Raw genomic sequence first — 23,635 nt, 5'->3', positions numbered from 1 at the left:
GAGATCTCGGCCTGAGAACACGTTTGGGCGGAACACTTAGGCCGACGACTTCTCGAGGATGTGTACGCCGCAGGCCGAGCCCAGGCCGATGACGTGGGCCATTCCGACCTTGGCGTCGGCGATCTGACGGTCGCCGGCCTCGCCGCGCAGGTGATGGCAGACTTCCCAGATGTTGGCGATGCCGGTCGCCGCGATGGGATGTCCCTTGGACTGCAGCCCGCCCGACACGTTGACCGGGGTCGAGCCGTCGCGCCAGGTGGCCCCGGAGTTGAAGAAGTCGGCGGCCCCGCCCTCTTCGCACAGCATCAGGTTGTCGTAGTGCACCAGTTCGGCGGTGGCAAAGCAGTCGTGCAGCTCGACCAGGTCCAGGTCGCCCGGGCCGACGCCGGCCTGCTCGTAGGCCGTCTTGGCGGCCCTGCGGGTCAGGGTGTTGACATTCGGCAGGACCTGGCAGCCCTCCTCATAGGGGTCGGTGGTCAGCACCGACGCCGACACCTTCACCGCGCGCCGGCGCTGCTCGAGTGAGAGCGACTTGAGCGTTTCGCCGTTGCACACGATCGCGGCCGCGGCACCGTCGCAGTTGGCCGAGCACATCGGGCGGGTGTTGGGGTAGGCGATCATGACGTCGCCCATGATCTGCTCGAGGGTGAAGCGCTTCTGGTAAGCGGCCAGCGGGTTCAGGGTCGAGTGGGCGTGGTTCTTCTCGCTGATCTTGGCGAACAACTCGAAGCTGGTGCCGCCGTATTTGTGGCCGTACTCGGTGCCGATCTGGGCGAACACCCCGGGCATGGTCTCGGTGCCGATGCGCCCGTCGACCGGGGCGACCGCACCGTAGCGGCCCTTGGGTGCCCAGACGTCGTCGGACTTCTGCTGGTTGCCCCCGGCCAGCAGACCGGCCCCGGACAGTTTCTCCACGCCCACGGCCATGCCGTAGTCGACCTCGCCGGCCTTGACCGCCATGATCGCGGTGCGCAGCGCGGTGGCCCCGGTGGCGCACGCGTTGGCCACGTTGTACACCGGGATGCCGGTCTGGCCGATCTGCTTCTGCAGCTGCTGACCGATGCCGGCGTGGGCGTTCATCAGGTTGCCGGCCGCCAGCACACCGATGTCGGCCATCGTGACCCCGGCATCGGCCAGCGCGCCCATCGCCGCCTCGGCCGCCAGGTCGACCGTGTCGAGGTCGGGGTGCTTGCCGAACTTGGTCATCCGGATGCCCAGGATCCAGATCTCGTCGCTGGCGCTCATCGTCGCTGCTCCTTCGAAGTGACTCGGTTGCTCAGGCGGCGGGCTCGAAACCGAAGCCGATCGCCTCGGTGCCCTCGGCGTCGGCTCCCACCGAACAGGTGGCCAGCCGCACCTTCATGCCGTCGCGCACGTGCTCGGGGTCGGGCTCGACATTGATCAGGTTGGCGCGCACCTGGGTGCCGCCGCAGTCCACCACCGCCGCGACGAACGGGGTCGGGATCCCCGGCGCGGCGAACGTGACGATCGTGAACGCACGCACCGTGCCCTCGGTCGCCACCGGGACGGTCTTGAACTCCGTGGCAAAGCAGCTCGCGCACGCGTTGCGCCGGTCGAAGAACCGGGCCCCGCACTGGGTGCACTCGTGCGCGACCAGGTGCGGTTCGCCGTCATCGAGCACCAGATAGTCGACCAAAGGAATCTGCCCGGCCATGACAACCTCCGTCCCGTGTGTAAACGACCGTAGCCCATCCCGGGTCGTGCCGGGCGCATCGGCACCGCGCCTTAAGCTCGACTGTCATGACGGTGTCGCGACTGCGTCCGTACGCGACCACGGTGTTCGCCGAAATGTCGGCCCTGGCCGCGCGGATCGGCGCGGTGAACCTCGGCCAGGGCTTCCCCGACGAGGACGGGCCCCCCGCCCTGCTGAAGGCCGCGCAGGACGCCATCGCCGGCGGCGCCAACCAGTACCCGCCCGGGATCGGCATCCCGGCGCTGCGGCAGGCCATCTCCGCCCAGCGGCGGCGGCGTTTCGGCATCGACTACGACCCCGACACCGAGGTGCTGGTCACGGTCGGGGCCACCGAGGCGATCGCCGCGGCGGTGCTCGGTCTGGTGGAGCCCGGCTCGGAAGTCGTGCTGATCGAGCCGTTCTACGACTCCTATGCACCGGTGCTGGCGATGGCCGGCGCACACCGGGTGGCCGTGCCGCTGGTCCCCGACGGTCGCGGCTTCGCCCTGGATGCCGACGCGTTGCGCCGGGCGGTCACGCCGCGCACCCGGGCGCTGATCGTCAACACGCCGCACAACCCGACCGGGGCGGTCCTGAGCAGGACCGAACTGGCGTCCATCGCCGAAATCGCGGTCGCGGCGGATCTTTTGGTGATCACCGACGAGGTGTACGAGCACCTGGTGTACGCCTCCCCCGCCGGCCACGAGCACCTGCCGCTGGCCTGCTTCGACGGCATGGCCGAGCGCACCGTCACCATCTCCAGCGCGGCGAAGATGTTCAACTGCACCGGCTGGAAGATCGGATGGGCCTGCGGCCCGGCGCCGCTCATCGCCGGCATGCGGGCCGCCAAACAGTATCTGAGCTATGTCGGCGGCGCGCCGTTCCAGCCCGCGGTCGCCCTGGCGCTCGACACCGAGGACGAGTGGGTGGCCGAACTCCGGAACACGTTGCAGGCCAGGCGGGACCGGCTGGGCGCGGGTTTGGCCGAGATCGGTTTCGAGGTGCACGACAGCTACGGCACGTACTTTCTGTGCGCCGACCCGCGCCCGCTCGGCTACGACGACAGCACCACGTTCTGCGCGGACCTACCGCAGCGGGTGGGCGTGGCCGCCATCCCGATGTCGGCGTTCTGCGACCCGGCCGCCGCGCACGCCGCGGAGCAGTCCAAGGTGTGGAATCACCTGGTGCGCTTCACCTTCTGCAAACGCGACGACACCCTGGACGAAGCGATCAGGCGACTCGCGGCGCTGCGGGACCGGCCCGCGGGATAATCGGCGCGCATTGCTCATCCCGCGGCCGGCGGGCGGGCCAGCACCGCGGGACGGAACCCGTAGCGAGGGGCCGCGGTGAACATGCCCTGGGTGGCCATGTTCGTTATCGGCGTCATCGGCGGCAGTCCCATCGACGCGGCGGCCTGGCTCGGCAGGGAGCCGAACCCGACCCCCGGCAACCCCGCCGCGAAGGGGTTGGCTATCGGCGCCGGCGACCACGCCTGCGGCACCGACAGCGCGCCGACCGTGACGGCCCGGCCCAACCCCGCCGACACCGCGCCCGGGCTCCCGCCCACACCCAGGTTCACCGTGCCGAGTGGCCCCAGGGCTCCCGCGCCGACGCCGTGCGACAGCGCCGCCCCGGCCGCGGGAATCGCCTTGGCGGCCGCCCCGACCGACGACATCAGGGATTTCGACATGTTGGCCATCGAGAGTCCCCGCATCGGCATCATCGAGACGATCGATGCCGGGTAGAGGACCGTCTTCAGGTTGTTCATCGAGGAGTTGAACACCGACGTCAGCGTCGACGTGGACGGCAGGAACGACGCCGAGGACAACGGCGAGGCGAGCCCCTGCAGGGTCTGCGGCAGCGCCGACATGGCCTCCTGCAGGGTCGTCTGGGTGTTGGCCGCCGCGGATGTCGTGGCGGCCTGCACCGCCGCGGTCTGGCCGACCGGACCCGCCGGGTTGCCGAGCTGCTGCGGCGCTTGGAGCGGCGTCAGCCTCGACGCGCTCGCCGAGGCGCCGGCGTAGCCGTACATGGCGGCGGCGTCCCGGGCCCACATCTCGCCGTACTGCGCCTCGGCGGCCGCGATCGCCGGGGTGTTCTGCCCCAGGAAGTTCGTTGCGATCAGCGACATCACCAAACTGCGGTTGGCCGCGACGAACTGCGGCGGCACCGTCATCGCGAACGCGGCTTCGTAGGCGGCCGCCGCCGCGCGCGCCTGGGCCGCGGAATGCTCGGACTGGGCGGCGGTGGTGTTCATCCACGCGACATAGGGCGCGACCGCGCCGACCATCGAAGCCGACGCCGGCCCCGTCCACGAACTCACCAGGCCCGAGAGCACCGAGTCGCACGACGCCGCCGTGACGCGCAGTTCGGCGGCCAGCCCGTCCCAGGCCGCCGCGGCCGTGAGCAACGGGCCCGAGCCCGGTCCCGCATACATCCGCGCGGAGTTGACCTCCGGTGGCAGCATTCCGAAATCCATTGCGCAACACCCTTTGTGCTCAGGCCGGTCGGGTCTTCGTTCGACGACGACACTCCACGGCGAAGCTGAAGCGCAGCTGAAAGAGGCGCGCCCAGGCGCGTACGCTCAGCCTCCCTTCAGGAAAACGTCGTCACAATGGCCGTGTGCATGGACTTTCGGCTCGACAGCACGCGGACACCAACCCACCGCGGGTGCTGGTGGTGGAGGACTACGCCGCCATCCGCGAGATGGTCGTGGAGGCGCTCGCCGATGCCGGGTATGTCAGCGGCGGACGGGTGGACGGCCGGGGGCTGGAGGACGCGCTGGCCGCGTTTCGGCCCGACTTGGTGGTGCTCGACGTGATGCTGCCCGGCCGCGACGGTTTCGCCCTCATCGACGTGGTCCGCGGCTACGGCGACGCCGGCATCGTCCTGCTCACCGCCCGCGACGCGCTCCCGGATCGGCTGCGTGGGCTCGACGCCGGCGCCGACGACTACGTGGTCAAGCCGTTCGACGTCGCCGAGCTGGTATCCCGGGTGGGAGCCGTGCTGCGGCGGCGCGGACGGGTGCCCTCGGCCATGCAGGTCGGCGATCTGGTCCTGGACGCCGACGGCGGTGTGGTGAGCCGGGCCGGCACCATGCTGGACCTCACCGGCACCGAGTTCAAGCTGCTGAGCTACCTGGTGGAACAGCGGGGCCGGACGGTGAGCAAGGACCAGATCCTGGCTGCGGTCTGGGGATACGACGCCTACGACGCCAACCTCGTCGAGGTCTACATCAGCGCGTTGCGCCGCAAGCTGGAGGCACACGGGTCCCGGATGCTGCACACGGTCCGGGGAATCGGCTACCGGCTGTCGGCGGCCCAGCCGTGACCGCGCCGACCACTCCCACTCCGTCGCTGCGCCGGCGGGTGACGGTGGCGATGGTGACCCTGATCGCCATCCTGCTGCTGGCCCTCGGCGCGGCGATCGACGAGGTGGTCGGCGTGCAGCTCAACCGTGACCTGGAGTCCCGGCTGGCCGACGACGTCGTGCGCGCCGCCAATCTCGTCAAGGTGGGCGTCGGGCCCGCCGAGCTCGTCGCCCAGCTGCAGGCGCAGCGGATCCGCGTGCAGGTGATCGGCCCGGACGGCACCCGCTACGGTGACCGCTCGCTGACGCCCACCGCGTCCCCGCCGCCGCAAGGCGGGCCCGTGCCGCCACCGTCGGCCGGGGAACGGAGCAGCAAGTCGGTCACCCGCGTCCTGCGCGACGGCTCGACGCTTGTCATGGTGGCCAAGACCAACGGCATCCAGGCCCGCCGGGCCCAACTGCGCCGCGACCTCCTCATCGGCGGCATCGCCACGCTGATATTGATCGCGGTGCTGGTCAGGCTCGTCGTCGGCCGCGCGCTGGCCCCGCTGCAGCGGATCACCTCGACGGCGCAGCAGATCACCTACGGCGACCGGGGCCGGCGACTCCGGCCGGACCGGCCGTCGACCGAACTCGGCCACGCCGCGGCCGCGTTCGACACCATGCTCGACGCGCTGGAGACTGCCGAAACCACCGCCCACCGGGCCGCCGAGGCCGCGCAGCAAGCCGAGTTGAAGACGCGCCGCTTCCTCTCCGACGCGGCACACGAGCTGCGCAGCCCGGTGACCGCCATCCAGGCGGTGGCCCAACAGCTGACGGCCAGCACCGAAGGAACCGGCCACGACGACGCGTCGATCTCCCGGCTGCGCCGCTACGCCGCGCTGCTGGGCGGCGAAACCCGGCGGGCCGGCCGGCTGGTGTCCGACCTCCTGGACATCGCCGGCATCGATGCGGGGACGGCCTTGCGCAGCGAGGACGTGGACCTCGTCGACGTCGTCGCCGCCGAGGTGGAACGCGCCGCCATGCTCGCGCCCAGCGTGTCGGTGCGCCTGGTCGGGGACGGCAGTCGCTTACCCATCCGTGCCGACCCCGGCCGGATCGTCCAGATCCTGTCGAATGTGTTGGACAACGCCCGCCGGTACACCCCGCGCGGCGGCGAGATCACCGTGCGCACCGCCGCCAGAGACCGGACCGCGGAGGTGACGGTTGTCGACTCCGGGCCGGGCATCCCCGACGCGGACCGTGAGCGGGTTTTCGACCGGCTGGTCCGCCTCGACGACGCGCGGGACCGCGGCTCCGGTGGCGCCGGCCTCGGGCTGTCGATCGCCCGGGGACTGGCCGAGGCGCACCACGGTACGTTGGAATGCCTTGCCCGGGAATCCGGAGCGGCCTTCCGGCTGAGCCTGCCCCTGACGCAGGCTTCCGCCGGACCGGCGGCCTGAGGCCATCCCGCGCCGGGGCGCCCTGCCGGCTACTCCGGCCGGCGAGGCCGCTGCGCGGCCAGCACCTGCTTGCGCAATCCCTCGGTCGCGGCGCGCAGTACCGTCATTCGCGCACGGTTGACCAGAAACTCCGGCAACGGCGCCGACGGTTCCAGGGTGATGTCGAATTGCACCCGCGTCGTGTCGACGCCGACGCGCTGCAACCTGTATTCGACGTGCTGGCCGTGCTGATGCGCGGTCCTCTGCGCGTCCCACACCACCCAGTCGGGACCCCAATGGTATTCCAGCACTTCATGATCGACGATTCCGAGCACCTTGACCGTGACCTTGACATGGTGTGGCCGGCCATCGGGGTAGGCATCGATGATTTCGGCCTTCTTGTGCACCGAGGACCAGATGGGCACCGAGTCGACGTCGGCGAGCACCACCATGATCGCTTCCGGGGGCGCATCGATGACGATCTGCGCCGACGCTTGTACGGCCACCGCTACCAAGTTAGCAACCGCGGTAGCGGATGTGGCCGGGACATTCCGATCAGCCGCCGCCGGCGATGAGCTCGCTCAGGCCTTTCACCGCGGCATCGAGGACGGATCGCGTCGCCCGCTTGACGATGAAGCCCGGGATGGGCCCCGCCGGTTCGACGGTGATGTCGAACCGCACCCGGGTCTGGTCCGTGCCCTCGGGCTTGAGGTTGTACTCGACGTGCTGGCCGTGCTGCTGGGGGGTTCCCCTGGCGTCGTAGACGACCCAGTCGGGGCCCCAGTGGTATTCCAAAACCTCTCTGTCGACGAGCCCCAGGATTTTGATCGTGGCCTTCACGTGGTGGGGCCGACCGTCGGGATAACGGTCGACCACCTCGACGTGCTTGTGCAGGGGCGACCAGGACGACAGCACGACGACGTCGGTCAGGGCCTCCATGACCACTGCCGGCGGCGCGTCGACGACGAATTCCCGTGATGCTTTTACAGCCACTGCGCTCAACCTAGCAACGCCGCACCGGGAGGGGGCAGGTTTCGCGTAACCGATTCGCTACCAGTCGATTTCGCTCAGCGGTGTGGTGCCGGCCACCGGTGCGCCCACCGGCGGGGCCGGGGTGCGCGAGAAGCGCGGGGCGGGCGCGGCCTGGTCGGTGCCGTGGGCGGTGATCAGCGTGGAGCGCGCCCGCAGGTGGTCGTCGGCGGCCGCCTCGCCCCACGTCAGGACCGGCGTCACGCACGCGTCGGTGCCGGCGAAGACCCGCGTCCACTCGTCGCGGGTCCGCCCGGCGAACCGTTCGGCGAAAATGTCGAACATCTTTGGGTACGAGGCGATGTCGCGCTGGCCGGGCACCTGGTCGGGCGACAGGCCGAGCCCGGCCAGCAGCGCGGCGAAGAACTGCGGCTCGATCGCCCCGACGGCCACGTACTTGCCGTCGGACGTCTCATAGCAGCGGTAGAACGGGGCGCCGCCGTCGAGCAGGAACGACTCGCGCCGGTCGCGCAACGCGCCGGTCGACTTCATCGTCCACATCACCTGGGCGAGCAGACTGACCCCGTCGACCATCGCCGCGTCGACGACCTGCCCGCACCCGGAGCGTTCCCGCTCGTACAGGGCGGCGACGATGCCCACCAGGACCAGCATCGAACCGCCGCCGAAGTCGGCGACGAGGTTCAGCGGCGGCATCGGGGGGCGGTCGGCGTAACCGAGCGCCCAGAGCGCACCGGTGCGCGACAGATAGTTGATGTCGTGGCCGGCCGTCCGGGCCAGCGGCCCATCCTGCCCCCATCCGGTGATCCGCGCGAAGATCAGCCGCGGGTTGACCGCCGCGCAGTCGTCGGGGCCGATCCCGAGCCGCTCGCAGGTGCCGGGCCGGAAACAGTCCAGCAGCACGTCGGCCCTGGCGGCCAGCTCCAGTAGCGCCCCGGGCTGCGACTTGACGTCCAGGTCGACGATGCGCTTGCCGCGGTGCAGCAGGTCCCGGTCCTCCGCCGGCATCGCGAGTCCCGACCCGTGGTGGCGACCCGCTGCAGCGGGGCGACGCACCCGGACCACGTCCGCGCCCAGGTCGGCCAGCATCATCCCGGCGTGCGGTCCGGGTCCGATGCCGCCGAGCTCGATGACCTTGATCCCGGCCAGGGGGCCCGGGCTCGTCACGGGCGCTTTCACCGGGACTACCGCCCCTTCCTGACTTCCAGCACCCGCTTGCGCAGCCCGTCCGTATTGAGCTCCATGATTCCTTTGATGGCACGTCTCATCACGAAGCCGGGCAGCGGCACGAGCGGATCCAGCTCCAGACTGAACCTGGTCAGTGTGTTGTCGCCCTGCGCAGTGAGCGTGTAGCCGCCTTCCTGATTGCGGGACGCTTTCCCGCTCTCCTGCGTCCAGGTGACGCCGTCGTCGGACCACGTATAGGCCAGCACGATCTCGTCCGTGACGCCCGTCGTCTTGACTTTCATGCGGGCGCGCCGCGGTCGACCGTTCGTGTCGCGGTCGAGCACCTCGGCGCTCTGATGGATGGACGACCATTCGGGCATGGCCTCGACGTCGGCGACGACGTCGAGGATCTCCTCGGGGCTTGCTTCGATGACGACCTCGCGGGACTCCTTGACTGCCATGGCTGGGACGATAACGTGGCGACGTCGCGTCGGGAATAGTTCGGACCGGGCGTACCGTCGTCCTTGTGAGCGATCCCGATTCCCGGTACACCGTCGGCGACTACCTGCTGGACCGCCTGGCCGAGCTCGGCGTCACCGAGATCTTCGGCGTTCCCGGCGACTACAACCTGGCATTCCTGGATCACATCGTCGCTCACCCGGCCATCCGGTGGGTGGGCAGCGCCAACGAGCTCAACGCCGGGTACGCCGCCGACGGATATGGGCGGTTGCGCGGAATGGCGGCGGTGGTAACAACATTCGGAGTCGGTGAGCTCTCGGCGGCCAACGCGGTCGCCGGCAGCTACGCCGAGCACGTGCCCGTCGTGCACATCGTGGGCGGCCCCTCCAAGGACGCACAGGGCACCCGACGGGCACTGCATCATTCGCTCGGCGACGGCGATTTCGAGCACTTCTTCCGCATCAGCCGCGAAATCACCTGCGCCCAAGCCAATCTCATGCCCGCCACCGCACGCCGAGAGATCGACCGGGTGCTGTCCGAGGTGCGCGAGCAGAAGCGGCCGGGGTATATCCTGCTGTCCACCGACGTGGCACGGTTCCCCACCGAACCGCCCGACGCCCCGCTGCCCCGCTACTCCGGCGGCACCAGTCCCCGCGCCTTGGCGATGTTCGTCGAGGCCGCGACCGAACTCATCGCCGGCCACCGACTGACCGTGCTCGCCGACCTGCTGGTCCATCGCCTGCACGCCGTCAAAGAACTCGAGGCGCTGCTGGCGGCCGACGTGGTGCCGCACGCCACGCTGATGTGGGGAAAGAGCCTGCTCGACGAGAGCTCGCCGAACTTCCTGGGCATCTACGCGGGTTCGGCCAGCGCGGAACCGGTGCGCACGGCGATAGAGCAGGCGCCCGTGCTGGTGACGGCGGGCGTGGTGTTCACCGACATGGTCAGCGGCTTCTTCAGCCAGCACATCGACCCGGCGCGCAACATCGACATCGGCCAGTACCAAAGCACCGTTGCCGGCGAAGTCTTCGCGCCGCTCGAGATGCAGGCCGCGTTGGACGCGCTGGCCACGATACTGGTCCGGCGCGGAATCAGCTCGTCTCCTGTCGCGTCGCCGCCGGCAGAACCTTTGCCGCCGCCCCCACCGCGCGATCAACCGCTCACCCAGCGGATGCTGTGGGACCGGCTCTGCGTGGCGCTCACCCCGGGAAACGTGGTCCTCGCCGATCAGGGGACCTCCTTCTACGGCATGGCGGATCACCGATTGCCGCACGGAGTCACCTTCATCGGTCAACCGCTATGGGGCTCAATCGGTTACACGCTGCCCGCTGCGGTCGGGGCCGCAGTGGCGCATCCGGACCGCAGGGCGGTGTTGCTGATCGGCGACGGGGCCGCGCAACTCACCGTGCAGGAGCTCGGCACCTTCTCCCGCGAGGGATTGTCTCCCGTGATCGTCGTGGTCAACAATGACGGCTACACCGTCGAACGGGCGATCCACGGGGAGACGGCGCCCTACAACGACATCGTCAACTGGAATTGGACCGACCTGCCCGGCGCGCTGGGGGTGACCAATCACCTGGCGTTCCGGGCACAGACCTATGGCGAGCTCGACGACGCGCTCACCGCGGCCGCGGAGCACAAGGATCGCATGGTGTTCGTCGAGGTGGTCATACCGCGGCTCGAGATCCCGCGCCTGCTCGGCCAACTCGTCGGCCCCATGTCACCGGGCGGCGCTCACCGCCGGTGACGCAGCCGGTCCGCCGTCACCGGGCCCGACGACCACGGTATGGCTGGTGATTCCGTTACCCAGGCACACGAACACTCCGGCGATCCGCTCAGTCCGCCTCGATGCGCATCGTGTCGAAGATCCGGCCGACGAACGGCGGCGGGTAGGCGCCGGCCCCCGCCCCCGACATCCATTCGGCGGCGGCATCGGGGTGCTCCATCCACGTCCGCGCGCCCTCCTCGTCGGGGAACTCCTGCAGAATCAACACCTCGTGTGCGTCGTCGAATGCCTGGAACAACCACGTCTTTCGGATTCCGGCCGCGGTGAACCTCTGCATCGCCGAGCGGACTCCCTCGGTCAGGGTGGACACATCGTGGACCGAGGCGATCGCGGCCACCACGGTCCCGGGCGCGCCGGGAGTCGACTGAGCCTCCGAAGGCTCGGCGATAAACCGGTCGACGATCTCGCCGGCGAACACGGCGGGGATGTCCGCGACACCGGCCGCGTCGAACCAGTCGAAGAAAACGCGGGACCGGAGCAACTTCACGACGGGCTCGCGGCTGTGGACGCCGATCATCACCAGGACGCGGCCGTGGTCGTGCGTGGACGTGTAGACCAGGACGTGGTGGGCGCCGATGTCGGCGAGAGCGGACTTGTTGCGCTCGAGCAGCGGCCACACTCGGGTCGGATCCGGGACGCGATAATCCGAAGCAATGACCATCGAGTGCAGATCGCCGTTATTCACCCGAGCGCCCTACACCGGGTTGAACGACGAAATGAGCCACTTGTCATGGGCTTTCGTCAACGTGACCGATACGCTGCTGTTCGTGAACGTCGGCTCCGGCCGGTCCTTGCTCTGCGTGCTCTGGTTGACGAACAACAGCACGACGGCCGAGTCCGGATGCAACTCAGACACGGCGGCGCGAAGCACCACCGCGGTCGTCTTGACCGACTTCTGCTTGGCCGCGGGCGCGACGATCTGCTGGGTGAATTGGTCGTAGTACGAAAGGAAGTCGCCGGTCAGGTGTGACTTCGCCGAGGAGAAGTCATGGTCGAGGGTGTCGGGCGAATAGGACAAGACGGCGATCGTGCCCTCGCTGGCGGCCGAAATCGCGGCCTTTGCGGCGGCCGCGTCGGTCGCGCGATCCGGGCGGTATTGAAACCAGAACAGTCCGCCGAGCAGGGCCAGCGAAGCGACCACCAGCAATGCCAGCACGGCGGCGAGGATTCTTCCCGAAGACAACTTCCCGGCCCGCGCGGCGATCCGCTTCGGCCGGCCGGGGCTCTTGTCGTTGCCGCCGGTGTCCCCGGCCGAGTCGATGTCCTCGGCGGGGGCGACGTCGGCGGCCGTCACTTCGACTTCGGCTGTCTGGTCAACCGATGTTTTCTCCGCGGTCACGGCACGAACTCGACTTTCGAAATCTTGAGCTGCCCGCCGTCGCGGGCGACTGTCACGATGAGCCGGTAGTTACGGGGATCCTGCTTGGCTCCGGCGGCGTTGGTGACCTCCGATGTGGAGGCGACCAGCACCACCGCCGAATCGTTTGTCATCGAGTCCCGTTCCACGGCGGTGGCCGCAACGGTGCCCTGCGAGACCACCTTCGACTTTTCGACCACCTTGGTGAAATCGTCGGCCATCTTGACGAAGTCGTCCTTGAACGAGCCGGTGGAGTTGTCGACGATGCGTTGCACCCCTTGCTTGGCGTCGTTGAAGTCCAGCGATGTCAGCGTCACGACGCCCTGGCGCGCCGCGGCGGCGAACTCGGCCTCACGCTGATGCTGCCGGACGGCGTCGCGATGCTGCTCGATCATGTAGCCGCTCCCCCCCAGCGCGCCGAGAATGACGATGATGGCCAGGCCTGCGGCCACCGTCGACCATTTCGGACGGCGGAGGCGACCGGACAGTCGGCCCCGGCCTCGTGGCGGAGCCGCCGCGGGGGCGAGCAGGGTGGCGGATGCGGGCTCCGCTGCGCGCTCGGGGGCCACGCCGGAATCGTCTTCGCCCTCGATCTCTTGCGTTTCCCCTGTCTGCACGTCGCTCGACTCCGGCGCGACGTCCGTGGCTTCCGCGGCCACGGCAATGTCTGTTGCCGCTCCCGCTGCGGCGTCGTCCGCCGGAGCCTCGTCCTTTTGAGCTTCGGCGTCCTTTTGAGCTTCGGCCAGCTGCGCCCGGCGGCGCAGTTGAATGGCGCGGGCGCGGGCGCGGGCGGCGGCGGCAAGGGCCTCCGCCTCTGCCGCCTCCGCCTCGGCCTGTTCGGCCAACGCCCGTATGTCGGCGACAGTCGTCGGGGCTTCGTCCTCGTTCACCGGAGCCAATTTCGTGTCAGCGGGTTCTGGGCGGGCGCCGCCACTCACCGCTCACCAGCCCGAGAACGAGAATGCTCGTGACTCACTGCCAAACTCCTCTACCGCTTGCCCGCCTGGCCGCGACGACGCCACGGGACGGCATCCCGTACATCGGCACAGACGTTCTCGCCGTTGGGCAACCCTACTCGGCGTATGCGTCCGCGTGTGAGCACATGCGTCGATATTCCCCCCGACAAGCTCGTCGCAGCCGGGAGAGTCAGGTTACCACCGCTTGTCGCGGTCATTGTTCGAACCGCTGCAAGCGCGGCATCAAAGCGACGGACCAACTGCGATAACGTCGTTCTCCTATCGGGCATTGACAACGCCCCCTACCGCAGGAGGTCTTTGATCACCTTGCCGGTGGCGTTGAGGGGCAGCGCCTCGAGGAACTCGACCGTGCGCGGCACCTTGAAGCCCGCCATGCGGTCGCGGCACCAGTCGATCAGATCTTCGGCGCTGACGGCGTCTTGGCGGTCTTTGCAGACCACGAACGCCTTGCCGACCTGTCCGAGCCGCTCGTCGGGAACACCGATGACCGCCGCCTGCGCGACCGCCGGGTGGTTCATCAGGAATCCCTCGATCTCCGCCGGATATGCGTTGAATCCGCCGACGATGTACATGTCCTTCTTGCGCCCGATGACACGCAGCCGGCCCGCGTCGTCGACGTTGCCCAAATCCCCGGTGTGCAGCCAGCCGTCGGCGTCGATCGCCTCGGCCGTGGCGGCCGGGTCATCCAGGTAGCCCTGCATGACGCCGTAGCCACGCACCAGCACCTCGCCGTCGTCGGCGACGCGCACCTCGACCCCCTCGCACGGCAGACCGGCGGTGGTGGCCACGTCCTCGAAGGTGTCCCCGGGGCGGGACAACGTGACGTTGCCGGCCTCGGTGAGCCCGTAACCGGTCATCAGCGTCTGGAACGGCAGTTCGTCATGGATGCGCCGCACCAGTTCGACGGGGATGTCGGCGGCGCCGGTCACGCCGGCCCGCAACGTCGACAGCTTGGACTTGTCGGCAACCGTCAACAGCGAGTGGTACAGCGTCGGCGGGCCGGGCAGCATCGTGATGCGTTCGCGGGCAACGAGATCGACAACGACGTCGATGTCGAAGACCGCGACCGGCAGCATCGTCGCGCCGCGCAGGAAGGACGTGACGAGTCCGGCCTTCAAGCCGAACGTGTGGAAGTACGGGTTGATCTGCAAGTACCGGTCGCCCCCGCGCAGATCCGCCAGCGTCGCCCACTCCTCGTACATCCGCAGCGTCTGGCGGTGGTGCATCATCGCGCCCTTCGGGCGGCCGGTGGTTCCCGAGGTGAAGATGATGTCGGAGGTGTCCGTGCCCTGCACCGCCCGCTCGAACGGCGAACCGCTGGAAAGGAAACCGGATTTCAGATCGATGACCGGTATCCCGGGCGGCGCGGTGTAGTCCTGGTCCAGGAATCCCTTCTGCACCAGGACCGCCTTGGCTGCGCTGCGGGCGATGATGTCGCCCGCTTCCCGGGTCCTGAACCGGGTGTTGACCGGTACCAGCACCCCGCCGGCGGTGAGCAGACCGAATGCCGCGATGATCCACTCCGCGCAGTTGGGTGCCCAGATGGCCACCGGTTCGCCCTTGCCGATTCCGAGGTCCGCGAAAGCGCCCGCGGCGCAACGTATCCGCTCAATGACTTCGGTGAATGTCAAGCGCAGCGGACCGTCGACGACCGCTTCCGCGTCGCCGAAGCGGTCCGCCGCGCTCAAGACCATCTCGGGGATGGTGTCCCATGGCGGGGCAGGCGTCATCTCGCTCGGGCGTCACACCGTGACGAGCCGGCCGAGGTTGCCGCCCATGATCTTTGCCTGGTCCTCGACGGACAGGTGCGACAGCGCGTTGACGTAGTAGGTCGGCTCCGCCAGCCCCTCCGGGTGCGGCCAGTCCGAGCCGTACAGCACCTGATCGACACCGACGAGGTCGACCAGATCGTCGATGCCGTCCTCGAAGAACGGGCTGACGTGGATCCGGTTCTTGACCATCTCGACGGGGTCGCTCGGGAACGCTTCCGGCGCCTTGCGGAAGACCTCGGCCAGGCCGTCGAGCAACGGTGTCATCCACTTCGAACCGGCCTCGACGATCGCGACCTTAAGCTTGGGATGGCGGTAGAGCGCGCCGTGGATCACCCACGACCCCACCGAGTCCTGGATCGGCCGCCACTCGTTGAGGATGCCCATCGCATTGGTCTGGAACGGCAGCATCTCCTGGTCGGCACCGTCCCATTCGGAGGTGTACCGGGAGTAGCCGCTGTCGGACGAGTGCATGCCGACCAGCACGTCGTGCTCGACGACCCGCTCCCAGAACGGGTCGAACTCGGGCAGCGCGAAGGACCGGGGGCCACGGAAGCCGGGGACGGGAGCCGGGCGGACCAGGATGCAGCGGGCCCCACGCCTGACCACCCACTCCAGCTCCTCGATCGCCTTCTCGACGATCGGCAGGGTGATGACCGGGGTGGTGAAGATCCGGTTCTGGTAGTTGAAGCCCCAAACCTCGTCGAGCCACTGGTTCAGCGCGTGGATCAGGACGTGGATGGCGACCGGGTCGTCGCGCAGCCGCTCCTCGATCAGGCTGGCCAGCGTCGGGAACATCAGGGTGCGGTCCAGGCCCAGTTCGTTCATCTTCTCCAGGCGCGGGCCGGGCTCGAAGAACGCCGGGATCGCGCGCATCGGCTCACCGAACAGCTCGCGCTTGGTCTTGCCTTCGGGGTTGCCGTACTTGAAGTACTCCTCCCACGCGCCCGGCCGGGCGACGACCTCGAAGGTCGGGTTGGGAATGTAGTTGCTGATCACGCCACGCAGCGCGATCTTGGTGCGCCCGTTGATCTGCACGTACTGGACGTAGTCCTGGTACTCCTTGGGCAGGAACTTGGTCAGCGCCTCCGGCGGTTCGTAGAGATGGTTATCCGCATCAAAGATCGGAAACGGAACGTCTTCCCGATGCGACAACTGGCCCATGAGATCCTCCTTCGCGTTTTGTGAGAATACTATTCTCTCGATGGCCCTCGTCGCAATGTCCCCCGCCGCCGGGCGCGCTCGTCGCTCAATGGGGTTCGGTCAGCACGTGGCGATGATCTTGAACGTCGCGGTAGCCGGCTCGGTCGGCTCCTCGGACTTGTAGCCGTTGGCGGTCCCGGTGATCGTGAATTTGTCGCCGCTGAAGCTCATGTCGGCCTCGCCGCCGTCGTGTTTGGAGTACATGCCCGTGAAGCCACCCAGATTCTGGATCCGGACCGACTCGGCGGTCAGTGGCTCGCCGCGACCGTCGATGACGACCTTCGCCCCCGCGAAGTCGCCGCCGATGTCGATCGTCCGGTACCACTCCTGCTGAGTGCACTTGACCACATTGATCTTTGCGTCGTTGCCATTGACGGCCACGGACGCCGTGCTGGAGAGCTGGGGTTGCGGCTTGGGACTGCAGGCGCCGAGGCCGGCGACGGCGGGCGCCATCGCGATCAGCGCGGCGATGCGCATGTGCATGGGGCCACCTCCGTCTTTTGCACGCAAGCTCGGGGCCTGCTGCGGTGATGTTATTCTCCCGCAGGGAGAATGCCAATATCGGCATTTCCGCGCGAGGAGTGACGACGCATGGTGGACCTGGAGTTCGACCAGGAGTCCGAAGGACTCGCGGTGCTGACCATCGACCGTCCGCACGCCCGTAATGCCATCTCGCTCGACACCATGGGTCAATTGGAGAAGGCACTCGGTGCGGCGGCGGGCGCCCGGACCCTGGTCGTCAGGGGGGCCGGCGACCGGGCCTTCGTCTCGGGCGGCGACCTCAAGGAGCTCAGCGCGCTGCGGACCGAGGAGGACGCCGCGGCGATGGCCAAACGGATGCGGTCGATCTGCGATCAGTTGGCGAACTTTCCGGCTCCGGTGGTCGCCGCGCTGAACGGCCACGCCCTCGGTGGTGGCGCCGAGGTCGCTGTCGCCGCCGACATCCGGATCGCCGCCGACGACATCAAGATCGCCTTCAATCAGGTCCAGCTCGAGATCATGCCGGCCTGGGGCGGCGCCGAGCGATTGGCTGCGATCGTCGGCAAGGGCAGAGCACTCTTGTTGGCGGGCACCGGGACCGCCCTGGAGGCCGTCGAGGCCGAGCGCATCGGCCTGGTGGACAGGGTCATCCCCCGGGCATCGTTCGACGAGGGGTGGCGATCGATCGCCAGGTCGCTGGCGCGGCGTCCCGCTGGCGAGATAAAACGCGTAATCAGGGGAGTTTCGCCGGATGAGGCGATAGCATCCTTTGCACGGCTGTGGGTTGCCGACGCCCACTGGCGGGCCGCAGAGCGGGTGATGAACCGCACCGCCGGCTCGCGCCCGGCAGCTGGAGGAGCGTCATGAACACACTGAAGAGGCTGCTCGCCTCGGGTGCCGCGATGTCAGCGATGTCCCTTGCTTGTGTATCGGGGCTGGCGGGCCCGTTGACAAGCACCGCGCCCGCACATGCCGACCCCGTCTGGCATCAGGTCGTCTACGTCGTCTCGACCAAAAACCCGGCCCACGTTGACATCTTCTACCAAGACCAGGACCCCGCGGTCTTCTCCGACTACAGCCACAACAATTACCAATTCACCCCGCAGGTGCGGGCGGACATCGCCCCCGACAAGCCCTGGGTGCAGCCGGTGAACCTGTTGAACCCCGATCAGTGGGCGATGGTCACGGCCACCACCGGTCGGGCATCGCCGGTCGACGGCGGCGTTCAGTGCAACCTGTCAGTCGACGGCAAGGTCGTGGTGTCCAACATCGGCCCCAAAGGCGCGCTCTGCTCGTTGCGCACCTGGTGAACCACCCACGCCGACGGCGTGCCCGCGAGGGGCTGCGGCTCCCCTTCCAGGCGGCGCAGATAGCTTTCCACCAACGTGATGGTTTCGGCGTGACCGCCGGACATGCCGATCGCCTGCTCGAGCACCAGAAACCGCGACAGGCTGGTCATGAGCACCGTCCAGACCACCGGCGGCACGTCGCCGCCGTCTTCCCCGTAGCGCTGCAGCGCGGCCGTGACGGCTTGGCTTTGCTCCTGGCGGAAGCGTGCGGCGTAATGGGCGATTTCGGCTCGCATCTCCTTGCGGTGATTCGCCAGCGCCATGAACTCCATGGAAATACGCGTGAACCCGGGATCGGTGCCGAATCTCCACAGCGCCCACAAGGGCTGGGGCGACTGCAGCAGCCGCGCCTGGACCTGAAGGCCTTCGTCGGCGCGGCGGCGGAAGACTTCCAGGAACAACTCCTCCATGGTGCGGAAGTAGTAGTGCACCAGTTGCGGTTTCAGTCCCGCCTTGTTCGCCAGACGGCGCGACGTCACCGCCGCGTAGCCCTCTTCGATCATCAGCTGTTCGGCCGCGTCGAGCAGCAGCCCGCGATTCTTCGCGTCCGGCGCCCCGATCCTGCGGGGCGCGGAAGAAGTCGTCATGCCCCTGCTCCGTACTCTTCGCGCTCCCTTGCCAACCCCACGGATCGTATCGTGGCACGCCGCGGTGATCTTGACCCCGACATTACCGCCATGCTAAGCAAGTGCTCAGCACTTCGTGGACATCGGACCGGGGCGGCGCGGAGTCTCGCCGCCGAACAGTCATAAGGCCAACGGCGGCTTTGGAGGCATGCACGACATGAGCAACTTCGACACGATCGACTTCTTCACCGATCCGGCCCTGGTGCCCGACCCGCACCCGTATTTCGACTACCTGCGCGGCCAGAATCCGGTGCTGCGCCTGCCGCACCACGGGGTCGTCGCCGTCACCGGGTATGACGAAGCCACCGAGGTCTACAAGGATCCCGAGACGTTCTCCAACATCGTCGCGCTCGGCGGGCCGTTCCCCCCGCTGCCGTTTGCGCCCGAGAGCGACGACATCAGCGCGCAGATCGACGCGCACCGCAGTTACTTCCCGATGAACGAGCACATGGTCACCATGGATCCGCCGGACCACACCAAGGCCCGATCGCTGCTGAGCAAGCTGCTGACCCCGAGCCGGCTGAAGCAGAACGAGGAGTTCATGTGGCGTCTCGCCGACCGTCAGCTCGACGAGTTCCTGGTCAACGGCCACTGCGAATTCATCGCGGAGTACTCAAAGCCCTTCGCCACGTTGGTGATCGCCGACCTGCTGGGCGTTCCGGAGGAGGACCACAAGGAGTTCCGCGTCGTGTTGGGCGCGGACCGGCCCGAGGCGCGGGTGGGCGCCCTGGACCACGAGTCGGTCGGCGTCAACCCGCTGGAGTGGCTCGACGAGAAGTTCTGCTCCTACATCGAGGAGCGCCGTCGCGATCCGCGCAACGACGTGCTCACCTCGCTCGCGACGGCGAAGTATCCGGACGGATCGACGCCCCCGGTGATCGAGGTGGTCCGCTCGGCCACGTTCCTTTTTGCCGCCGGGCAGGAAACCACCGCCAAGCTGCTGTCCGCGGCGCTGCAGGTGCTCGGCGACCGGCCGGACATCCAGCAGCAGCTGCGTGAGGATCGCAGCCTGATTCCCGGGTTCATCGAGGAATCGCTGCGCATGGAGAGCCCGGTCAAGAGCGACTGCCGGCTGGCCCGCCGGGCGACCAGGATCGGTGGCGTCGACATCGCCGCCGGCACCGTGGTGATGCTGCTGCCGGGTGCGGCCAACCGCGACCCGCGCCGGTTCGAGAACCCGCACGCGTTCGACTTGCGCCGCAGGAACGTCCGCGAGCACATGGCGTTCGCCCGCGGCGTCCACTCGTGCCCGGGTGGACCGCTGGCCCGAGTCGAGGGCCGCGTCTCGCTCGAGCGCATCCTGGACCGGATGTCTCGCATCGAGATCGACGCGGCCAAGCACGGTGCGGCCGGCGGCCGGCAGTACACCTACGAGCCGACCTACATCCTGCGGGGGCTCAGCGAACTACACCTGACGTTCACGCCGAACGATCAAGGGCGATGAACTAGCGGATCGCCGTGCCGGCGAAGTAGCAGGCCAACAGGCTGACGGCGATCAGCATCACCCAGGCGTCCGTCAGGCGGCACAGCAGGACCGGCGCCTGCCTGACTTCCATGAACTCGCGAAAGATGATGCGCACCTTGATGACTGCGATGACGATGACGCTCGAGGTGAGCACGGCGCCGGATCGCAGTGACCCGTTCGCGGTGTGGTCGATCCACAGGTAGGACAGGCTCAGCGAAGCCAGGACCACCCACACCACCATCAGCCGTTTGTTCGACTTCATTGCTCACCGCACCGCGTAGAGCAGCGCGAAGATGAGCACCCACAGGAAGTCGACCGTGTGCCAGTAGGTGGCGCAGGTCTCGACGAGCTGCTGGGATCTTCCTGCCGCACTGTGGAGTTGGTAGACGATGACGCCGAGGGCGACGAAGCCGATCAGCAGGTGGATGAAATGGATCCCGGTGAGGAAGAAGTAGTAGGAGAAGAAGTCGTTGCTGTCCAGCCCATTTCCCGTGCGGACCAGCCGGGCCCACTCGAACACCTTGAGCGTCAGGAACACCGCGGCGCACGCGGCCGTGATGGCGACGTCCCTCAGTGCGCTTCGGTAGGCGCCGGCCCGCGACGACTGAACACACCGCGCCACCGACCAGGAGCTCAGCAGCAGAACAAGGGTGTTGAAGACCCCGACACGTGGATCAAGCTGAGCCTGGGCGTGCACGAAGGCCTCGGGGCTTCGCGCCCGGTAGAACAGGTAGAAGCCGAAATACGCGGTGAAGATCAGAGTCTCGAACAACACGAAGGCCCACATGTCGGGCTGGCCCGGCACGAACCGCGCGCGGGTGTTCTTGTCGGCCAGGTCGGTCATCAGGCGGCCGCCGTTTTCCGCGGCAGGTCGGGTAGCGGCCCGGTGCCGAAGTCCTCGCGCTGGATCATGCGCATGAGCAGGAAGATGAATGCGCCGGTGTAGACGCCGAACACGACCACGTCCAGCCACCAGGCGATCTGGCCGTTCCATGCCAGCACGCCGCGCCGGAAGATCCAGCAGGGCGCCACGACGACCTCGGTGAGCGCGTTGCACAGGTTCAGGTAGCCGAACCACTTGGGGAACACCCGGTTCTTGTCGAGCAGGATCGCGATCAACCAGATCAGCGAGCCGATGAGGAAGACGCCCATGGTTCCGTCGAATGACAGGAAGGCGAAGTCATAGAGCCACCCGATGGCTTCGGGGCTTCGCTCGGGGCGCAGCGTGCCGACGACCAGCGCGATGCAGAGCAGCAGCATGCCGGGAACTGCGCTGAGCGAGTAGATGAGCAGATACGAATACGCGAACGCCGGGCTGACCGACATGCGCCGCATCGAGCACGCGATGAGGGCATTGTTCACGGCGACCATGCCCCCGATGCCGAAGATGATGCCGAAGCCCACGGGGATCCCGAGGTGGCGTTCGTGGAACCAGTGCACCTGCGTCGCGAGATCCCAGGCGGGCTGGGGTGGGGGCTGCACCCGTGTCACCACGAAGAACATCACGAAGAAGAAGTTGTAGAAGACGACGAGCACCCCCCAGGCCAGCCACAGCTCGCGCTTGGGGTCGCGCCGACAGTGCCAGGCGATGCGCCGATGCAGCGGTCCCGGGGGCGGCGCGGCCGCAGCGGCGGCCGGCGTGAGCACCGCGCTCACGCGCGCCCCCATCCTTGCTCGCGCCGGCGGTATTGGGCGCGCTCGCGGAAAACGGCCCGGGCCAGGACACCGCCCATGACGACGATCCAGACGGCGATCCAGACGGCGATGGCAATGTTCTTCAGCCAGAACGCCAGCACACCGTCCCACGCCAGCGGGCCGGACAGTGACAGTCCGACGAACGCCGCGGGAGCCAGCGCGGCGGCGACGAGAAGGTTGAAGCGGGCCACCCAACGGTTGAATACCGGCCGCGGCTGATCGTCGAAATAAATTGCCAGCGCCAGGATCACGCTCTGCCCTATCAGAAACGGGACGAGAATGGTGAAGGTGATCCAGGCCAGGTCGTTGAACATCTGTGTGAGTTCGGGACTGCGCTCGGGCCGGAAGGCGGCCAGCAGCCAGCAGGCGTTCGCGACCAGGAACAGGGTCGGACCGCCCGCGGCGCAACCCAGCATCGCGTAGGAGAAGACCGGCGTCCGGTGTGCCATCCTGCGGATCTGCAGCACGATCAGGGCCAGGATCGGGATGAGGCAGACCCCGAACCAGTTGAACACGATCATGCTGTACCGGATCTCCGGGAGATGGGCCGGATCGCGGTAGAACGCCGCGACCTGATCGGCCGACATGCTGGGCGACATCGGCGGATTGAACCCCGGAAACAGGAAAAAACAAGCGATCCACATGATCACGGCCGCGGGTAACGTCCACAACAGGATGAGCTCACCATCGGTTCGCCGGGACGCACGCCGGGACGCTGCCACCTCGCTCTCGACGATGTCGGACCTCGCGGCTCCTTCGCTGCGGCGGCATGGCTACGCTAGTCCGCGAAGCTAGCCGATCGGCTAGCTTCGGTCAATACCGCCGTCTAGGCTCGTTGTGTGAACGCAGCACGGCCGCCCGTCGCCGACGGGCAAATGAAGGTCGTCCGGCACAGCGCCGCCCGGACGCGTGTTCTCGATGCCGCGCTCGATCTGTTCGCCCGGCACGGCGTCAGCGGCACGTCGCTGCAGATGATCGCCGACTCGGTCGGGATCACCAAAGCCGCTGTCTACCATCAATTCCGGACCAAAGAGCAGATCGTGCTCGCGGTCACCGAGCGCGAACTCGGTCGGCTGCTGCCGGCGCTCGACGAAGCCGAGGCGCACGGCAACGGTCCGCAAGCGCGCGAGGCCCTGCTGGTTCGCGTGGTGGAAATGGCCGTTCGCGACCGGCGGCTGGTGCGCACGCTGCAGTTCGATCCCGTCGTCGTCCGGCTGCTGGCCGAACACAAACCGTTCCAACGCTTCATGGACCGTTTGTATCGAGTGCTGCTGAGCGACGCCGGCCTGGACGGGCGGATCGAGGCCGCCATGTTCTCGGGTGCGATCAGCGCCACCGTCATGCACCCGCTGGTGGCGGATATCGACGACGACACGCTGCTTGACCGGCTCACCGACCTGAGCCGGCGCCTGCTCGGCCTGCACCGCTGACCCCGCTGTTTCTCGGCAATCTTCTTGGCCCACTTCGACGCTTGCTCGGGTACGGTTTCCCCATGAACACAGTCGCGCGTTTGACCGCCGCAGCGGTCATGGTGACTACCGGCTGGGCGGGCACCGGCTCCATGGCCAGCGCCCGCGCCGACGATGCGCCCTGGCCCCCCTGGCCGTTCGTGGGGTATTACTGGTGTCCGCCCCAGCCGTTTGATCCGGCCTGGGGCCCCAACTGGGAGCCCACCACCTGCCACGACGCGCACCATCGTGACCTGGACGGCACGATTCATACCTTCGATTACTGGGGACCCAGCCCGTTCCAGGACTGGCCGGAGATTCCCAACACCCGGCCCTGAATTCGGGTGGCGAATCGCGGCCCCCGCGGCCAGGGTCCCGGAAAAGTCACGTCTCACGAGGTCAGGACCAATTTGAGGGCGTGATCTGGGTGTCTGGCGTGGTGGC

At 68.1% G+C, this 23,635-nt stretch carries 27 protein-coding genes; 9 read left to right on the top strand and 18 right to left on the bottom strand.

Translation table 11 applies throughout. The annotated features are described in order from the left end of the window. Positions 1-36 precede the first annotated feature (36 nt). Positions 37-1,245 (bottom strand): thiolase family protein, encoded by a 1,209-nt coding sequence (locus FPZ47_RS13040; RefSeq protein ID WP_144948153.1) that lies wholly within the window; start codon positions 1,243-1,245, stop codon positions 37-39. Positions 1,246-1,276: 31 nt separating this feature from the next. Further along, the gene (locus FPZ47_RS13035) at positions 1,277-1,675 is read right to left on the bottom strand and encodes a Zn-ribbon domain-containing OB-fold protein (RefSeq protein WP_144948150.1); all 399 of its coding nucleotides are present in this window, start codon (positions 1,673-1,675) and stop codon (positions 1,277-1,279) included. An 86-nt stretch (positions 1,676-1,761) separates the two neighbouring features. Here FPZ47_RS13035 and FPZ47_RS13030 point away from each other — a divergent pair, with 86 nt between their 5' ends. Continuing rightward, entirely contained in the window at positions 1,762-2,964 is a 1,203-nt protein-coding gene (locus FPZ47_RS13030) for a pyridoxal phosphate-dependent aminotransferase (protein WP_144948147.1), read from the top strand. Positions 2,965-2,978: 14 nt separating this feature from the next. Here the strand turns inward: FPZ47_RS13030 and FPZ47_RS13025 are convergent, their stop codons facing one another. Beyond that, positions 2,979-4,172, bottom strand: a complete 1,194-nt coding sequence (locus FPZ47_RS13025) for a PPE family protein (protein ID WP_144948144.1) — start codon at positions 4,170-4,172, stop codon at positions 2,979-2,981. A 143-nt stretch (positions 4,173-4,315) separates the two neighbouring features. On the opposite strand from FPZ47_RS13025, the gene FPZ47_RS13020 reads away from it, so the two are divergent. Both FPZ47_RS13020 and FPZ47_RS13015 read left to right on the top strand, forming a co-directional pair. Next, entirely contained in the window at positions 4,316-5,023 is a 708-nt protein-coding gene (locus FPZ47_RS13020) for a response regulator transcription factor (RefSeq protein WP_246133267.1), read from the top strand. Beyond that, the gene (locus FPZ47_RS13015) at positions 5,020-6,444 is read left to right on the top strand and encodes a sensor histidine kinase (protein WP_425461736.1); all 1,425 of its coding nucleotides are present in this window, start codon (positions 5,020-5,022) and stop codon (positions 6,442-6,444) included. The genes FPZ47_RS13020 and FPZ47_RS13015 overlap by 4 nt, the downstream gene beginning before the upstream one ends. Before the next feature lie 29 nt (positions 6,445-6,473). Here FPZ47_RS13015 and FPZ47_RS13010 read toward each other — a convergent pair whose 3' ends face one another. Genes FPZ47_RS13010 through FPZ47_RS12995 form a run of 4 tightly spaced genes read right to left on the bottom strand, consistent with a single transcriptional unit; the run spans position 6,474 to position 9,038 of the window. Then, a complete protein-coding gene (locus FPZ47_RS13010) occupies positions 6,474-6,929 on the bottom strand; it encodes an SRPBCC family protein (RefSeq protein WP_144948141.1) in 456 nt (151 codons plus the stop codon). 49 nt (positions 6,930-6,978) lie between these two features. Next, on the bottom strand, positions 6,979-7,416 hold the full coding sequence (locus FPZ47_RS13005; protein WP_144948138.1) for an SRPBCC family protein: 438 nt from the start codon (positions 7,414-7,416) through the stop codon (positions 6,979-6,981). Between the two features lie 57 nt (positions 7,417-7,473). Further along, on the bottom strand, positions 7,474-8,577 hold the full coding sequence (locus FPZ47_RS13000) for a CaiB/BaiF CoA transferase family protein (protein ID WP_144948135.1): 1,104 nt from the start codon (positions 8,575-8,577) through the stop codon (positions 7,474-7,476). 17 nt (positions 8,578-8,594) lie between these two features. After that, positions 8,595-9,038, bottom strand: a complete 444-nt coding sequence (locus tag FPZ47_RS12995) for an SRPBCC family protein (protein ID WP_144948133.1) — start codon at positions 9,036-9,038, stop codon at positions 8,595-8,597. Positions 9,039-9,103: 65 nt separating this feature from the next. Here FPZ47_RS12995 and FPZ47_RS12990 point away from each other — a divergent pair, with 65 nt between their 5' ends. Next, positions 9,104-10,783, top strand: a complete 1,680-nt coding sequence (locus tag FPZ47_RS12990; protein ID WP_144948130.1) for an alpha-keto acid decarboxylase family protein — start codon at positions 9,104-9,106, stop codon at positions 10,781-10,783. Between the two features lie 88 nt (positions 10,784-10,871). On the opposite strand, the gene FPZ47_RS12985 is transcribed toward FPZ47_RS12990, so the two are convergent. From FPZ47_RS12985 to FPZ47_RS12960, 6 genes are all read right to left on the bottom strand, one after another. Next, positions 10,872-11,507: a fatty-acid--CoA ligase gene (locus tag FPZ47_RS12985; protein ID WP_144948127.1), complete on the bottom strand. Its 636-nt coding sequence runs from the start codon at positions 11,505-11,507 to the stop codon at positions 10,872-10,874. A 9-nt stretch (positions 11,508-11,516) separates the two neighbouring features. After that, positions 11,517-12,161: a twin-arginine translocation pathway signal gene (locus FPZ47_RS12980; RefSeq protein ID WP_144948124.1), complete on the bottom strand. Its 645-nt coding sequence runs from the start codon at positions 12,159-12,161 to the stop codon at positions 11,517-11,519. After that, complete coding sequence (locus FPZ47_RS12975; protein ID WP_246133266.1) at positions 12,158-13,069, bottom strand: hypothetical protein; 912 nt, start codon at positions 13,067-13,069, stop codon at positions 12,158-12,160. Before FPZ47_RS12975 ends, FPZ47_RS12980 begins: the two co-directional genes overlap by 4 nt. Before the next feature lie 368 nt (positions 13,070-13,437). Beyond that, entirely contained in the window at positions 13,438-14,886 is a 1,449-nt protein-coding gene (locus tag FPZ47_RS12970; protein ID WP_144948117.1) for a FadD3 family acyl-CoA ligase, read from the bottom strand. A 12-nt stretch (positions 14,887-14,898) separates the two neighbouring features. Next, positions 14,899-16,089 (bottom strand): amidohydrolase family protein, encoded by a 1,191-nt coding sequence (locus FPZ47_RS12965; RefSeq protein ID WP_144948115.1) that lies wholly within the window; start codon positions 16,087-16,089, stop codon positions 14,899-14,901. Between the two features lie 99 nt (positions 16,090-16,188). Continuing rightward, positions 16,189-16,611: a lipoprotein LpqH gene (locus tag FPZ47_RS12960; RefSeq protein WP_144948112.1), complete on the bottom strand. Its 423-nt coding sequence runs from the start codon at positions 16,609-16,611 to the stop codon at positions 16,189-16,191. Between the two features lie 108 nt (positions 16,612-16,719). Here FPZ47_RS12960 and FPZ47_RS12955 point away from each other — a divergent pair, with 108 nt between their 5' ends. Beyond that, positions 16,720-17,475: an enoyl-CoA hydratase/isomerase family protein gene (locus FPZ47_RS12955; protein WP_144948109.1), complete on the top strand. Its 756-nt coding sequence runs from the start codon at positions 16,720-16,722 to the stop codon at positions 17,473-17,475. Then, entirely contained in the window at positions 17,472-17,918 is a 447-nt protein-coding gene (locus FPZ47_RS12950; RefSeq protein WP_246133265.1) for a hypothetical protein, read from the top strand. The genes FPZ47_RS12955 and FPZ47_RS12950 overlap by 4 nt, the downstream gene beginning before the upstream one ends. On the opposite strand, the gene FPZ47_RS12945 is transcribed toward FPZ47_RS12950, so the two are convergent. Next, entirely contained in the window at positions 17,834-18,544 is a 711-nt protein-coding gene (locus FPZ47_RS12945; RefSeq protein ID WP_144948106.1) for a TetR/AcrR family transcriptional regulator, read from the bottom strand. The genes FPZ47_RS12950 and FPZ47_RS12945 overlap by 85 nt on opposite strands. A gap of 196 nt (positions 18,545-18,740) precedes the next feature. Between FPZ47_RS12945 and FPZ47_RS12940 the strand changes: the two genes are divergently transcribed. Next, on the top strand, positions 18,741-20,027 hold the full coding sequence (locus FPZ47_RS12940) for a cytochrome P450 (protein WP_144948103.1): 1,287 nt from the start codon (positions 18,741-18,743) through the stop codon (positions 20,025-20,027). Position 20,028: 1 nt separating this feature from the next. Here FPZ47_RS12940 and FPZ47_RS12935 read toward each other — a convergent pair whose 3' ends face one another. The 4 genes from FPZ47_RS12935 to FPZ47_RS12920 are packed head-to-tail and all read right to left on the bottom strand — an operon-like array spanning position 20,029 to position 22,387. Then, positions 20,029-20,310, bottom strand: a complete 282-nt coding sequence (locus tag FPZ47_RS12935) for a cytochrome C oxidase subunit IV family protein (RefSeq protein WP_144948101.1) — start codon at positions 20,308-20,310, stop codon at positions 20,029-20,031. A 3-nt stretch (positions 20,311-20,313) separates the two neighbouring features. Continuing rightward, entirely contained in the window at positions 20,314-20,892 is a 579-nt protein-coding gene (locus FPZ47_RS12930; protein WP_144948098.1) for a cytochrome c oxidase subunit 3 family protein, read from the bottom strand. After that, positions 20,892-21,704 carry a hypothetical protein gene (locus FPZ47_RS12925; RefSeq protein WP_144948095.1) on the bottom strand — a complete coding sequence of 271 codons (813 nt, stop codon included), beginning with the start codon at positions 21,702-21,704 and terminating at the stop codon, positions 20,892-20,894. The genes FPZ47_RS12930 and FPZ47_RS12925 overlap by 1 nt, the downstream gene beginning before the upstream one ends. Then, entirely contained in the window at positions 21,701-22,387 is a 687-nt protein-coding gene (locus FPZ47_RS12920; protein WP_246133269.1) for a hypothetical protein, read from the bottom strand. The genes FPZ47_RS12925 and FPZ47_RS12920 overlap by 4 nt, the downstream gene beginning before the upstream one ends. Positions 22,388-22,618: 231 nt before the next feature. Here FPZ47_RS12920 and FPZ47_RS12915 point away from each other — a divergent pair, with 231 nt between their 5' ends. After that, complete coding sequence (locus tag FPZ47_RS12915) at positions 22,619-23,173, top strand: TetR/AcrR family transcriptional regulator (protein ID WP_425461739.1); 555 nt, start codon at positions 22,619-22,621, stop codon at positions 23,171-23,173. Between the two features lie 62 nt (positions 23,174-23,235). Continuing rightward, positions 23,236-23,529, top strand: coding sequence for an Mtp family mycobacterial-type pilin (locus FPZ47_RS12910; RefSeq protein WP_144948086.1), 294 nt, complete (start codon positions 23,236-23,238; stop codon positions 23,527-23,529). The last annotated feature ends 106 nt before the right edge of the window (positions 23,530-23,635 follow it).

The organism is Mycobacterium helveticum (assembly GCF_007714205.1).
In the GTDB taxonomy this organism is placed as follows: domain Bacteria; phylum Actinomycetota; class Actinomycetes; order Mycobacteriales; family Mycobacteriaceae; genus Mycobacterium; species Mycobacterium helveticum.
Note: the sequence above shows the minus strand (reverse complement) of the source record. Positions and strands in the feature narration are given on the sequence as shown.

What these genes read in the sequence shown, in the direction of transcription:
- FPZ47_RS13040 (WP_144948153.1), bottom strand. Translation starts at nt 1,245, where the DNA reads ATGAGCGCCAGCGACGAGATCTGGATCCTGGGCATCCGGATGACCAAG.
- FPZ47_RS13035 (WP_144948150.1), bottom strand. Translation starts at nt 1,675, where the DNA reads ATGGCCGGGCAGATTCCTTTGGTCGACTATCTGGTGCTCGATGACGGC.
- FPZ47_RS13030 (WP_144948147.1), top strand. Translation starts at nt 1,762, where the DNA reads ATGACGGTGTCGCGACTGCGTCCGTACGCGACCACGGTGTTCGCCGAA.
- FPZ47_RS13025 (WP_144948144.1), bottom strand. Translation starts at nt 4,172, where the DNA reads ATGGATTTCGGAATGCTGCCACCGGAGGTCAACTCCGCGCGGATGTAT.
- FPZ47_RS12995 (WP_144948133.1), bottom strand. Translation starts at nt 9,038, where the DNA reads ATGGCAGTCAAGGAGTCCCGCGAGGTCGTCATCGAAGCAAGCCCCGAG.
- FPZ47_RS12970 (WP_144948117.1), bottom strand. Translation starts at nt 14,886, where the DNA reads ATGACGCCTGCCCCGCCATGGGACACCATCCCCGAGATGGTCTTGAGC.
- FPZ47_RS12965 (WP_144948115.1), bottom strand. Translation starts at nt 16,089, where the DNA reads ATGGGCCAGTTGTCGCATCGGGAAGACGTTCCGTTTCCGATCTTTGAT.
- FPZ47_RS12960 (WP_144948112.1), bottom strand. Translation starts at nt 16,611, where the DNA reads ATGCACATGCGCATCGCCGCGCTGATCGCGATGGCGCCCGCCGTCGCC.
- FPZ47_RS12955 (WP_144948109.1), top strand. Translation starts at nt 16,720, where the DNA reads ATGGTGGACCTGGAGTTCGACCAGGAGTCCGAAGGACTCGCGGTGCTG.
- FPZ47_RS12950 (WP_246133265.1), top strand. Translation starts at nt 17,472, where the DNA reads ATGAACACACTGAAGAGGCTGCTCGCCTCGGGTGCCGCGATGTCAGCG.
- FPZ47_RS12945 (WP_144948106.1), bottom strand. Translation starts at nt 18,544, where the DNA reads ATGACGACTTCTTCCGCGCCCCGCAGGATCGGGGCGCCGGACGCGAAG.
- FPZ47_RS12940 (WP_144948103.1), top strand. Translation starts at nt 18,741, where the DNA reads ATGAGCAACTTCGACACGATCGACTTCTTCACCGATCCGGCCCTGGTG.
- FPZ47_RS12935 (WP_144948101.1), bottom strand. Translation starts at nt 20,310, where the DNA reads ATGAAGTCGAACAAACGGCTGATGGTGGTGTGGGTGGTCCTGGCTTCG.
- FPZ47_RS12930 (WP_144948098.1), bottom strand. Translation starts at nt 20,892, where the DNA reads ATGACCGACCTGGCCGACAAGAACACCCGCGCGCGGTTCGTGCCGGGC.
- FPZ47_RS12920 (WP_246133269.1), bottom strand. Translation starts at nt 22,387, where the DNA reads ATGTGGATCGCTTGTTTTTTCCTGTTTCCGGGGTTCAATCCGCCGATG.
- FPZ47_RS12915 (WP_425461739.1), top strand. Translation starts at nt 22,619, where the DNA reads ATGAAGGTCGTCCGGCACAGCGCCGCCCGGACGCGTGTTCTCGATGCC.
- FPZ47_RS12910 (WP_144948086.1), top strand. Translation starts at nt 23,236, where the DNA reads ATGAACACAGTCGCGCGTTTGACCGCCGCAGCGGTCATGGTGACTACC.